15 protein-coding genes are annotated in these 12,065 nt (G+C 35.9%); 4 read left to right on the top strand and 11 right to left on the bottom strand.

All coding sequences use genetic code 11. The features are described 5' to 3' along the window. Positions 1-37: 37 nt before the first annotated feature. From NiCM35_RS03310 to NiCM35_RS03295, 4 genes are all read right to left on the bottom strand, one after another. On the bottom strand, positions 38-337 hold the full coding sequence (locus tag NiCM35_RS03310) for an SF0329 family protein (RefSeq protein WP_249928266.1): 300 nt from the start codon (positions 335-337) through the stop codon (positions 38-40). A 32-nt stretch (positions 338-369) separates the two neighbouring features. Next, positions 370-513: an SF0329 family protein gene (locus NiCM35_RS03305; protein WP_249928265.1), complete on the bottom strand. Its 144-nt coding sequence runs from the start codon at positions 511-513 to the stop codon at positions 370-372. 121 nt (positions 514-634) lie between these two features. Continuing rightward, positions 635-1,738 (bottom strand): 5-methyltetrahydropteroyltriglutamate--homocysteine S-methyltransferase, encoded by a 1,104-nt coding sequence (locus NiCM35_RS03300; protein WP_123257301.1) that lies wholly within the window; start codon positions 1,736-1,738, stop codon positions 635-637. Between the two features lie 308 nt (positions 1,739-2,046). After that, positions 2,047-2,877, bottom strand: coding sequence for a manganese catalase (locus tag NiCM35_RS03295; RefSeq protein ID WP_095332145.1), 831 nt, complete (start codon positions 2,875-2,877; stop codon positions 2,047-2,049). Positions 2,878-3,177: 300 nt separating this feature from the next. Here NiCM35_RS03295 and NiCM35_RS03290 point away from each other — a divergent pair, with 300 nt between their 5' ends. Both NiCM35_RS03290 and NiCM35_RS03285 read left to right on the top strand, forming a co-directional pair. Next, the gene (locus NiCM35_RS03290) at positions 3,178-3,528 is read left to right on the top strand and encodes a DUF485 domain-containing protein (protein ID WP_095332143.1); all 351 of its coding nucleotides are present in this window, start codon (positions 3,178-3,180) and stop codon (positions 3,526-3,528) included. Continuing rightward, a complete protein-coding gene (locus NiCM35_RS03285) occupies positions 3,525-5,051 on the top strand; it encodes a solute symporter family protein (RefSeq protein ID WP_171509465.1) in 1,527 nt (508 codons plus the stop codon). Before NiCM35_RS03290 ends, NiCM35_RS03285 begins: the two co-directional genes overlap by 4 nt. A 119-nt stretch (positions 5,052-5,170) precedes the next feature. On the opposite strand, the gene NiCM35_RS03280 is transcribed toward NiCM35_RS03285, so the two are convergent. After that, on the bottom strand, positions 5,171-5,902 hold the full coding sequence (locus tag NiCM35_RS03280) for a polysaccharide deacetylase family protein (protein WP_171510299.1): 732 nt from the start codon (positions 5,900-5,902) through the stop codon (positions 5,171-5,173). Between the two features lie 69 nt (positions 5,903-5,971). Beyond that, positions 5,972-6,562 carry a spore coat protein gene (locus NiCM35_RS03275; RefSeq protein WP_172859685.1) on the bottom strand — a complete coding sequence of 197 codons (591 nt, stop codon included), beginning with the start codon at positions 6,560-6,562 and terminating at the stop codon, positions 5,972-5,974. Positions 6,563-6,827: 265 nt separating this feature from the next. Here NiCM35_RS03275 and NiCM35_RS03270 point away from each other — a divergent pair, with 265 nt between their 5' ends. After that, positions 6,828-7,022 (top strand): hypothetical protein, encoded by a 195-nt coding sequence (locus NiCM35_RS03270; RefSeq protein WP_123257298.1) that lies wholly within the window; start codon positions 6,828-6,830, stop codon positions 7,020-7,022. Positions 7,023-7,059: 37 nt separating this feature from the next. Beyond that, positions 7,060-7,416, top strand: a complete 357-nt coding sequence (locus NiCM35_RS03265) for a hypothetical protein (RefSeq protein ID WP_123259735.1) — start codon at positions 7,060-7,062, stop codon at positions 7,414-7,416. Between the two features lie 51 nt (positions 7,417-7,467). Here the strand turns inward: NiCM35_RS03265 and NiCM35_RS03260 are convergent, their stop codons facing one another. The 5 genes from NiCM35_RS03260 to NiCM35_RS03240 form a co-directional block, all read right to left on the bottom strand. Next, positions 7,468-7,764 (bottom strand): rhodanese-like domain-containing protein, encoded by a 297-nt coding sequence (locus tag NiCM35_RS03260; protein ID WP_123257296.1) that lies wholly within the window; start codon positions 7,762-7,764, stop codon positions 7,468-7,470. 31 nt (positions 7,765-7,795) lie between these two features. Next, on the bottom strand, positions 7,796-8,269 hold the full coding sequence (locus tag NiCM35_RS03255; RefSeq protein ID WP_172860157.1) for a DsrE/DsrF/DrsH-like family protein: 474 nt from the start codon (positions 8,267-8,269) through the stop codon (positions 7,796-7,798). A gap of 94 nt (positions 8,270-8,363) precedes the next feature. Continuing rightward, the gene (locus tag NiCM35_RS03250) at positions 8,364-8,624 is read right to left on the bottom strand and encodes a metal-sensitive transcriptional regulator (protein ID WP_123257294.1); all 261 of its coding nucleotides are present in this window, start codon (positions 8,622-8,624) and stop codon (positions 8,364-8,366) included. A 143-nt stretch (positions 8,625-8,767) separates the two neighbouring features. Beyond that, positions 8,768-10,708: a CoA-disulfide reductase gene (locus NiCM35_RS03245; protein WP_172860158.1), complete on the bottom strand. Its 1,941-nt coding sequence runs from the start codon at positions 10,706-10,708 to the stop codon at positions 8,768-8,770. Between the two features lie 288 nt (positions 10,709-10,996). Next, positions 10,997-12,013 carry a threonine aldolase family protein gene (locus tag NiCM35_RS03240; RefSeq protein ID WP_123259738.1) on the bottom strand — a complete coding sequence of 339 codons (1,017 nt, stop codon included), beginning with the start codon at positions 12,011-12,013 and terminating at the stop codon, positions 10,997-10,999. Positions 12,014-12,065 lie beyond the last annotated feature (52 nt).

Genomic DNA, 12,065 nt, shown 5'->3' with positions numbered 1-12,065 from the left:
TGGCAAAAAGATAACCAATTAGACAGTAGCTAATCCGTTATCTTTTTGCCATTTTTTCTACCTGACATCGTATTTGATAAAATTTACTAATTAATGGATGATTCAGTGTCTTTCTATCTATATTACTTAATCTCCTTTTTCCAATCCTCCTATCAACCATAGCAAAAGCTCTAATAAATTCATTCTCAGAATGTAAAGCATGATCTATAGAAAGAGAGCAATAATCAAGAAAGGATTGATAGACATACCCACTATCCATTATATTTGCAGTTAAGAGACTTTGTTCTGCCTCTTCAGAAGCTCTTACCAATTCTTGTCGCTCCTCTGATTCATACATTTTCCACCAATCCGCCTCATACGGAATTGGCTTTAATCGTTCTTATCAAAAGTTATCCAAATCCTTCTTGGGCTATCATGGAATTTTCGATAAGCAGTAATATGAATTTGCATTCTATCTTTTAATTTTTCACTAATAAAACCTTCCATTTTGGTCTTTAACTTACTCCATTGCATCTGCTATTCCTCTCTTCTAAAACAAACTTCATAACCTTATTATATCTTTTTATAGAAGTTGCTAAAAAAAGAGGCACATTTAATATGAGTATGTGCCTCTTTTATCCTCCTATAACCTATCTTATCCCCAAATCTCTTTCGCTACATCTACAATATATTTTAATTTATTCCATTGTTCTTCTTCTGATAAGATGTTTCCGTGATGGGTTGAAGCAAATCCACATTGCGGGCTGATACAAAGCTGTTCAAGGGCAACGTATTTAGAAGCTTCTTCTACACGTGCTTTGATTGCTTCTTTATCTTCTAATTCACCAGTTTTTGATGTGAATACACCTAAAACTACTTGTGGACCTCCATTTGGTACAAATTCAAGTGGCCTGAATCCACCGGAACGCTCATCATCATACTCCAAGAAGAAACCATCTACTTTTTCTTTTGCAAAGAAGCTAGGAGCGATTTTATCATATGGACCTTCAAACGCCCAAGTAGATTGATAGTTTCCACGGCAAAGATGTGTTGTTACGATTAAATCTTCTGGCTTTCCTTCTAGAACACCATTCACCACACGTAAAGCTAGGTCAATTAATTCTTGTCTTTCTAACTCACTTTTTGCAAATGGCAGCTTTGGAGCACAAAGTCCTGCAATATATACATCATCAAATTGTAGATAACGGCAGCCTGCCTCATAGAATGCTTGAACAGCATCACGATAAGCTTGGATAATATCATTTGCATAATCTTCAATATCCGGATAGATTTCTTCATTACGGATACCCGCATTGAAAAATTGGTTTGGACTTGGAATGGTCATTTTTGCAACGGCACGATCGCCCACAATCTCATAGAATTCTTTAAAATCTTTTAAATGAGGATGATCAGGATTAAAAGATACTTTTCCTGTTACTCGCACATCGTAAGCTTCCGTTTCAACCCCATTAAATTTATAACCATGGTCTGGTACATAGCCTTCTACTCCTGTTAAATGCTCCATGAAATCAGTATGCCAAAATCTGCGGCGGAACTCTCCATCCGTAACGGCTTGAAGACCAACCTCAATCTGCTTGTCCACAATACGTTTAATTTCTTCTGTTTCTACTGCACGTAGTTCTTCTGCTGAAATAACTCCATCTGCAAACTTCTTTCTAGCATCATGAATAGATTGAGGACGCAGTAAACTTCCTACGTGATCTGCTCTAAATGGTGCTTTAATAATCGTTTTTGTCATTTGAATCCCTACCTCCGTAAAATTTCTTCTCTCTCTTTAATATTAGATTTTTCAGAAATATGTATATATTTTTATGTATAGAAAAATCTAACTTGTGGCTTTCACACCGCTAGAATCCATAACTTGTTTAAATGTAACATGAAAACAAGCCGATGGAAACACGAAAAATTTAAACTCTTGTGATTATTTAAACTTTTTTAAGTTATTCTACACTATTTCCAACAAGATTACTAGCCAATAAAAAGGAAAAAAATAGACACAAACTATTATTGGACCGAATAGTTTGTGTCTATTTTCCTCTATATTTTTTACTTTTTAATATTTAAATCATGATGCAATGATTCAGGTGGAATGGGATTGAGAGGAACTTGCCCCTTTGGAACTGGTTCTTTTACATACACAAAATCTCCTGTTCCATCTTGGGCACTACCTGTTGCCCAGAGACCTTCTGAAGAAGCATCTCCTTCTGATAAATTCCAGAATTCATACGCTTCTGGCTGAGATTCTTTTTCTGCTTCCGGAGGGAAGGTTGCTGGAACAACTACACCATTTTTAGCTTCTAATTCCTCGATTGCTGCTAGCCATTGATATTGGTGGTAACGATCACGAGCTAACATTTTTCTAAATGTAGCTCTTACTCCTTCATCAGTTGTCATATGATACAATCTTGCTACCTGTAAGCGTCCTTGGCTTTCTGCATGTAAATTTGAACGCATATCTGCTAAAAGATTTCCACTTGCGACAATATACGATCCATTCCATGGTACCCCATTAGAATTAGTTGGCATGCCACCCAATCCACTTACAAGTAGATGTTGTGGATTAATTCCACCCATAATGGCTGCAACTGCTGGATCTTTCGCTGCTTCAGCCTGATCCTCAGGTGATGCACCATCTAGAAGCTGACTGATTAGAGAGCAAAGCATTTCAACGTGACCAATCTCTTCCGTTCCTATATCCATGAGCATATCCTTATATTTTTCTTCTCCGCGACAATTAAAACCTTGGAAAAGATATTGCATCATTACGGTCATTTCACCGAATTGTCCTCCAAGCACCTCTTGAATTTGACGTGCTAACATTGGATCTGGTCTGTCCACTTTCACTTCAAACTGTAATTCTTTTTGATGACGAAACATGACGCTATCTCCTCCTTGACTTTTCATATTGCTGTTCGATTAAGATGTACCCCGTCTTCAAACTTAATAAACAAAGAAAAAAATTTTAATATAGTAAATACTTCTACACAACACTATCAAAATAATTCCATTTTCCCTTAAGCTTCTATTCGCATAAATTTAGTTGTTTTCAACAAAAATAAGCCCTTCCGCTCAAGTAAAACGCTTACATTTAAGAAAAAAGAACCATTGCGATTCTTCTATGAAGTTTTTACACTATTGTTATATTGAAAAATATATTATTTTCAAGGGGGAAAGTGAATGAGTAATTTGGCCAAAGATGCAAAAAAGCAATCTCCGCCTTACGATTTCGTACAAATTGCCAATAGTTCTAAGTTCAAGCAATTAATGTCCCAAAAGAAAAAATTTCTAATTCCTCTCACCGTCTTCTTTTTACTCTTTTATTTTATGTTACCAATTTTGACTTCTTACACAACTATTTTAAACAAGCCTGCTATCGGATCGATTACATGGACGTGGGTGTATGCATTTGCACAGTTTATCATGACTTGGGTGTTATCCATGATTTATGTTCGAAAAGCAATGAAATTTGATGAATTAGCTGCTGACATTGTGGAAGAAAACCAGATGGAAGGGGCTAACAATAAATGAGTCCAATCGCATTAATGTTGTTTGTCATTATCGTCCTCATCACTCTTATCATTACATATTGGGCAGCTAAAAGAACCAATACAACCAGTGAATTTTATACTGCTGGCGGGGGATTAACAGGCTGGCAAAATGGCTTAGCGATTGCAGGGGACTATTTATCAGCCGCCTCCTTCCTCGGAATAGCAGGTGCCATCGCGTTAACTGGTTTTGATGGATTTTTCTATTCGATTGGATATTTAGTTGCTTATTTAGTCGTTCTTTATATTGTTGCAGAACCACTAAGAAATTTAGGAAAGTATACAATTGCTGATATGATAAATGCCCGCTTTGATCAGAAAAAAGTGCGTGGTGTAGCCGCATTAAGCACGATTACCATTGTAATTTTTTATATGATTGCTCAATTAGTTGGAGCTGGCGCCCTTATCCAGCTATTATTGGGAATCGATTATTGGCTTGCGGTTTTAATTGTTGGCGTCATGATGACTATTTATGTATTATTTGGCGGTATGACTGCTACAAGCTGGGTTCAAATTATAAAAGCTGTCCTTTTAATGCTTGGAACAGTTGTTATCTCCTTTCTTGTTCTTGCAAAATTCAACTTTAATATTCTTACGATGTTCGACGAAATCAAAACACTTACACCATTAGGAGAAAACTATATTAATCCCGGCGTGAAGTATACCAACTCTCTCGATACTATTTCTATGATGGCAGCACTCGTTCTAGGAACTGCTGGTCTGCCGCATATACTAATGCGCTTCTTCACAGTAAAAGATGCGAAAACTGCTAGAAACTCTGTTGTAACAGCAACTTGGGTTATAGGCATTTTCTACATCTTAACCATCTTTTTAGGCTTTGGAGCTGCTGCTTTTGTAGGGGCTAGCGACATTGTGGAAGCAAATGCTGCGGGCAATATGGCAGCACCATTGCTTGCTCACGCTCTTGGCGGTGACTTTTTAATGAGTTTTGTCTCGGCGGTAGCATTTGCGACCATTCTAGCAGTTGTTGCAGGACTTGTATTATCAGGTGCCTCAGCCTTTGCCCATGATATATATGGTCAAATAATCAAAAAAGGAAAGGTTACCGAAAAACAGCAAATGAAAGCAGCTCGTTATGCTTCGGTTGCAGTAGCCTTGCTATCCATTATCCTTGCACTTTTTGCTCAAAAAATGAATGTAGCCTTTCTCGTATCCCTTGCATTCTGTGTAGCAGCCAGTGCTAATTTACCAGTTATCATTTTTACAATCTACTGGAAAAGATTTAATACAGCCGGCGCTATATCAGGCGTAGTAACAGGACTACTTACGGCGTTAGTGTTGGTTGCCATCAGCCCAAGTGTACTTAATCCTGTACCTGGTGCTGCTATTTTAACTGGAACGGCTATATTCCCGTTAACAAATCCTGCTATCATTTCCATTCCTGCAGGTTTTCTCGGTGCAATTATTGGGACCATCCTCTCCAATAAACGAGATGAAAAGAAATACGCCGAGGTTATTGTGAAAGCAAATACGGGTATGAAGTGAAGAAAAAAGACTGACTTTCTATAGCTTAAACGTTAGAGTAGAGTCAGTCTTTTCATTTTCCGGGAAATAAAATGACAAAAAGCGCCAAAAGTCGATTACTTTTCAAAGCAATCAACCCTTCACTGCCCCTCGACTATATCAGCAAACTCCTCTAATGTGGTAGAGTACTTAACATACTTACGCGGTAACAGATAGAGTTCATCCTTTATTCCCTTTGCACTATAGAATTCTGGTGTTGTGGTTAGCCCAAAAGAATAATGCTTCTTGACTTCCTCCATTGTCTTAGAATCAATATTTCCATAAGGATAAGAAAGGGCAATGACTTTCTTTCCTGTAATTGCTTCGATTTTGTCTTTCGAATCTTTTAGCTCATGTTTATAGTCTGTTGTTTTCACCAAATCAGGATGTGTTGCTGTATGGGATTGAATTGATAGAAAACCTGAACTAGCTAATTCTTTCAACTCTTGATTAGATAACCTATTGGCATTTCCGATAAAATCTGCTATAACAAACATCGTTGCTGTTGGGGTAAAATCGTCTGTTTTCATCTTTCGAAAAATTCCCAACACTCTTACATTATTTTTATAACCATCGTCTAACGTAATAAAAATTGGCTTTCTAACTTTATTTATATCCTGCCATTTTTCAAAAGTTAACGGAGTAAAACCATGATCTCGCAAATAAATCATTTGCTTTTCAAAATTTGCTGGAGTCACATATAATTCTTTTGAACCTTGTCCATGGAACTCTTCAATGGAATGGTAAACCAAAATAGGAATCTTTGTTTGTGCAATCACCATAGAAGGTAGAAAGGGAATTAAAAGAATTAACATCATTACCGTTTTTCCCATCATACAAACCTCATTTTAACAAAGTATTATGGAGGAAAGTTATCTCAAAGAGAGATAACTTCCTTTAAATTAATGCATATTATTATTCATATTCATTTGCTGCTGCATCATTGGAGCTCCTTGTGCAGGTGCAAATCCGTTTAAGATATTTTGCATATCTTGAGCAGCTAGCTGAGGAACTTGATAATAATGATGCTTGTTTTGGTATAAAGATACTTCATAAGCCATTTCCAAACAGTTCGGAATAGAAGCTGCAATAACTCGACGTACAACCGGATTAGTTGTTTCAGCTGCTGCCATTGTTTTCATGGAAGCAGAAGCTTTTAATGCACTAAGCATTGCAACTGCAGCTTGCTGATCACTCATTTCCGTCACATTTTGAATTGGCTTTGCAGGAGGCATCTGGGTCATTCCAAAGATGAAATCATTATTTTCTTTCATCATATATGGTTCAGTTCTCTTTGCAGGAGGTTGTCCAGTTTGAAAACACTCTAATGTTAAATTGTAATCTTCTTGAATAAATTGATATTGTCTGTTTTGAATATCTCGTAATTCTGGATCCTGAATATGGTTTCCTAACAATTTATACAAATTCATTGTATTTATTGCTCCAACTAGTACTTCATGAACATCAAACATTTCATGTCCGCCATGATTCATCGCTTGTGGAACTTGACCTGTTTGTAGATTTTGGTGTACTTGCTGTCCGTTTTGCAACAATATAATCTCCCCCTGTAAATGGATTTTAAACAACAGGATTAGTATGGTGAACGTTCTGGAAACTATACGCTTAAAAATTGTTAATAATCGACAATGATAGAACTATTGCTTTGTTAATTTTTACTAGAGACTAAAGGTTTTAAAAACACTAAATCATGGATTTTTTTCTTTCTTTTTATCCATCCTATCACTAGGAGGTGTCAAGATGCCTAGAAATCAAGTTCAAGTAAATGTTGATCCAAATATGGATGGTCCACGTGAAGGGGTAATGGCGGACGCTGATGGAGATCAGTTAGGAATAAGCAGAGATACAGAAGTTGAAACAACAGCATTTCATGTCAAGCAATTAAAAAAAGATCCTGAATTAACAAAATTTAATCAGTCTTTTAAAGATAAATGATAGTAACACGAAAATTAGCAATTGTATGGAGGAAAAAATGAATAGTTATTTGGATACGATGGTCACTAAAGTGAAAGATTCCATTATTCAGGCTGCTGATTCGGTTCGAAAAGGTTTTTTCACCTTAACGGGTGAAACTTCTCTGTCCGTTAATGAACTGGCAAAATATATAAAAGAAAATAAAGAAACAAAAACAGAAAGCAAATATTTATTAGGCAATTATTATTACTTCAGTCACTTACAAGAGAATGGTATTCGTTATTATTTAGAAACAAATGGAGACTTCATCTTACAATTGGATGCGAGTACAAAAGATCATGTATTGATCGCCTACCGTTCTTACAAGGACAAGCTTTCTATAAATACTCCCGTGAAATTTCCAAAGATACAATAACAATGTTTAAAAACAGGAAGGCTTTACGCTTCCTGTTTTTAACTATACTTCTTATTCAACTTTTCCTTCCCAGCTTTGCATACCACCAATGACATTTACTACACGATATCCATTTTTATTTAATATTTGAGCAGCCTGACTACTTCTTCCTCCCGATTGACATACCATAAAATATTCTTTTTGTTTATCTAATTCATGCATTCTAAATTCAATAAGACGCAAAGAAATATTTATCGCTTCAGGAATTTTCCCTGTCGCCACTTCCGCTGGTTCCCGAACATCAATAATCGAGACTTTCTCTCCACTCTGCAATTTGCTATTTAATTCCGTTGTTGTTATTTCTTTCATTTCATTTACCCCTTCCCTCGAAAAACTAATTTTAGATAAATAAATTCACATTGCCATCCTCTGCTTCAGCCAAATAGGCAGCAACACCAGCATAATCAATCCCTTTTAACAGCTCTTCTTCTTTTAATCCAAGTAAATCCATTGTCATCGTACATGCGACAAGATTTACCTTCTGTTCCTGCGCCATTGCTATTAATTGAGGAAGTGTCATTGCCTGATGCTGTTTGATAACATGTTTAATCATCTTAGGACCAAATCCTAAAAAATTCATTTTGGATAGCCCCATTCTATCTGCTCCTTTTGGCATCATTTTTCCAAAGAGCTTTTCTAACAATCCCTTATTTACTTTTATATTTTCTTCTTTTCTTAAAGTATTTAATCCCCAAAAAGTATGAAAGATAGTAACTTCATGATCGTAAGCAGCTGCCCCATTAGCAATTATATAGGCAGCCATCGCTTTATCATAATCACCACTGAATAACACAATCGTCGTTTTCGTTGCCATATTATCTCCTCTCTTAATTACCGTTACCCCTACGGGTATATAATCATCTAAAATTATAAGCTCTACTGGTTCTAGAGCTTTTTATCTTTGTTCATTATCTGCTTTTGACTAACAGATTTACTGCTTCCTTAATCACATCATCCATTTTTTCTCCGTTTTCCTGGGCTTCTACCACACAGTCAACTAAGTTAGTGCTCACAATAACACCCATTGTTCGATCTACTGCTGAACGAACAGCTGATAACTGTGTAATCACTTCCTTACAATCTTTATTCTCTTCCATCATTTTCAGAATTCCTCTTAATTGTCCTTCCATTCGCTTAACTCTATTTTTTAATTGATCATTATATTCCAAGAAAATACCCCTTCCATTTGCTATATTTTCAGTTAGTCACTATTATCCTACATTATACATGATTTATTGATCATTATTATAGCCTGTCAAACTAGCTGAGGCGAATGTATAGCAATTGTAACTAAAGAGAATTCTCTATTTCTTTATTTTTTCTTAATCCAAAATTTAATAGTAGAACCTACTTGTTCCATTTTTAAAATTTGATGTCCTACCTTTTTTGTCCATGCTGGCAAATCACTTAATACCCCTCTATCTGTCGCTTGCAACTCTAGCACTTGCTTACTCTCTAATTGATCCATCCCTTGTTTTAATTTCACAATTGGCATTGGACAAGTTAATCCGGCAACATCTAGTACAGTTTCAATTTGAAAGCCTTCGTCTTCTCTTATTTCTTCATTTGTTTGATTGCTTTCTTCCGTTCTTTCTACCTTTTTTGTATACGCAAAAGCTGAGGAATAGGTTTTCCAGCCACCATCAACGTTTTTAACATTAAATCCGTTATTTTTTAATATTCTACTAGCTAAATATCCTCTTAAACCAACTTGACAGCTTACATAAATCGGTTGATCTTTTGATAACTCATCCATTCTCTCTCTTAGTTCACCTAATGACATATTAAGTGAACCTTCTATATATCCAAACTCTCTCTCTACACTTTCTCTTACATCCAGTAAATATCCACCATCTTGCACAATCTGATCTACCTCATGCCATTGGATTTGCTCTAATTCTCCATCTACAATATTCGACGCCACATATCCTGCCATATTTACAGGATCCTTGGCAGATGAATATGGTGGTGCATATGACAGTTCTAGATTAGTTAGATCTTCTACACTTAAATTACCTTTAATTGCAGTTGCAATGACATCAATCCGTTTATCGACACCTTCTCTTCCAATTGCTTGTGCCCCATATATTTGTCCTGATTCTTTATCAAATATCAATTTAAACGTAATTGGAGAACTTTCAGGATAGTAGCCAGCATGTGAATTAGGGTGAATATGGACTACTTCATAAGGAATTTCCCATTTTTGGAGTGTTTTTTCATTATTCCCTGTAGTAGCTACTGTTAAGTCAAATACTTTGACAATTGAAGTACCTAATGATCCTTCATACTTCTCTTTTTTTCCCATCATATTATTAGCAGCAATTCTCCCTTGGCGATTTGCTGGCCCTGCGAGAGGTATCATTGTTTTCTTTCTATTGATATAGTCACGAACTTCAATAGCATCCCCAACAGCATAAATATCTTGATTAGAAGTTTGTAATAAGTGATTTACAACAATACCACCTTTTTCTCCAATTTCTAGTCCTGCTTGTTTGGCTAACTCATTTTCTGGTCTCACTCCAATAGATAGAATGGTTATATCTGTTTGCACTTCCGTCCCATCTTCCAGTACTATAATATTTCCATTACCTTTAAATTGTTTTACTCCATTACCTAAGATAAGTGTTATCCCGTTTTGCTTAAGATGTGTTTGTACAGGACCTGCCATTTCCACATCAAGTGGACCTAACACTTGATTCCCCTTCTCCACAATCGTTACCTTCATTCCACGGGCAACTAAGTTTTCTGCCATTTCTACACCAATAAATCCGCCCCCTATAATTACAGCACTTTCTGGTGCGTTTTGATCTACAAAGGCTTTTATGCGATCTGTATCTGGTATATTTCTTAGTGTAAATAGTGATTGATGGTTTTCTATACCTATTATAGGGGGAATAATTGGTCTTGCTCCTGGTGAAAGCAACAGCTTATCATAAGTTTCTTCGTATATCTCTTCTGTTTGTAAATTTTTAATCGTGACTTTTTTATTATTCGCATCAATCGATATTGCTTCACTCTGTACTCTAATATCCAATAAAAACCTTTTTGACATTCCTTCCACTGTCTGTACGAGCAACTTACTTCTGTCTTTAATCGTTTCTCCAATATAATAAGGCAGCCCACAATTAGCAAAAGAAATGTGCTCTCCTCTTTCAATCAAGATAATTTCTACTTCTTCACTTATCCTTCTTAATCGTGCAGCAGCTGTTGCGCCACCTGCCACACCACCAATAATAATTACTTTCTTCCTCATAATATAAGATCCTCCTTATATACCTATACGGGTATTTTTTCTGATAAAAATTATACCCCTAGGGGTTTATAAAATATTATAGAGAGCAAACAAACATAAGTAAAGAAAAAAATGCTGGGTATTATAAATGACTCTTGTTTTTCTTATAATTAGTAAATTTTAGTGGTCTAACTATTAGCGCTTTTCTGTAGCAATTCTTCAAATTCTTTTCTACGGAACTTTCATAGGAAATAATACATAATGGCATACCGAAATATTCCTGTATGCCATTGATAATTTTAATTATTCTTATTTTAAATGGTTAATAAACCGCTCCACTTCCTCTTCTTTTGTTGCCCAAGAGGTGACAAGCCGAATCGCAGAATGTTCCTTATCAATTTTCCCCCATATGTTGAAGTGATAATTTTTCTGTAATTCTATAATCTTATCGTTAGAAACAATCGGAAAAACCTGATTAGTCGAAGATTGGGTTAAAAAACGATAACCTTTCTCGGCTAATGCTGTTGTTAGTCTTTCTGCCAGCCTATTAGCGTGTTCAGCCAATTCGAAGAAAAGATTATCCTTAAATAGCTCATAAAATTGGATTCCTAGCACTCTGCCTTTTGCCAGCATTGCTCCTTTTTGCTTAATATGATAACGGAAATCCTCCTTTAAGGAATCTTTCTTTAACACAAGCGCTTCCCCCATCAATGCTCCATTTTTGGTACCGCCAATATAAAAAGCATCCAGAAGTTGAGGTAAATCACTTAACGTAAGATCATTGTCTTTGGCACAAAGTGCTGACCCTAAACGTGCTCCATCCATATAGAAAAGCAATTGATTCTTCTGGCAAAATTCACTTAACTGTTTAAGCTCGCTTTTGGAATAAATCGTTCCAATTTCAGTTGAATTGGATATGTATACGAGTTTTGGCTTTACCATATGTTCATCTGTATGCTCATCAAGTACCTTTTGAATTAGACTTGGTGTTAACTTGCCATTTTCCGTATCAACTGTAAGAACCTTATGACCAGTGGCTTCGATAGCTCCTGTTTCATGAACAAAAATATGTCCAGACTTAGCGGCAATGGCTGCTTCATGTGGTCTTAAAAAGGCAGAAATGGCAATTAAATTAGTTTGCGTTCCGCCAACTAAAAGATGAACATCTACCTCCTCACAATTCAGTTTTTCTTTCAATATTTCAACTGCTTTGTGTGTAAAGGAATCTTGCCCATATCCTATTTCTTGCTGCAAATTGGATTCTAGCAATGCTTGTAAAATTCGTGGATGTGCTCCTTCACTATAATCATTATTAAAACTATACATGGACATAGCCTCCTTTTTAAAAATATTTTCTCACAAAAAGATTCGTCTTGTC

The sequence above is a fragment of the Niallia sp. M35 genome (assembly GCF_050971705.1).
Lineage (GTDB): Bacteria > Bacillota > Bacilli > Bacillales > Cytobacillaceae > Niallia > Niallia circulans_A.
This window is presented reverse-complemented; position numbering and strand designations above follow the sequence as displayed.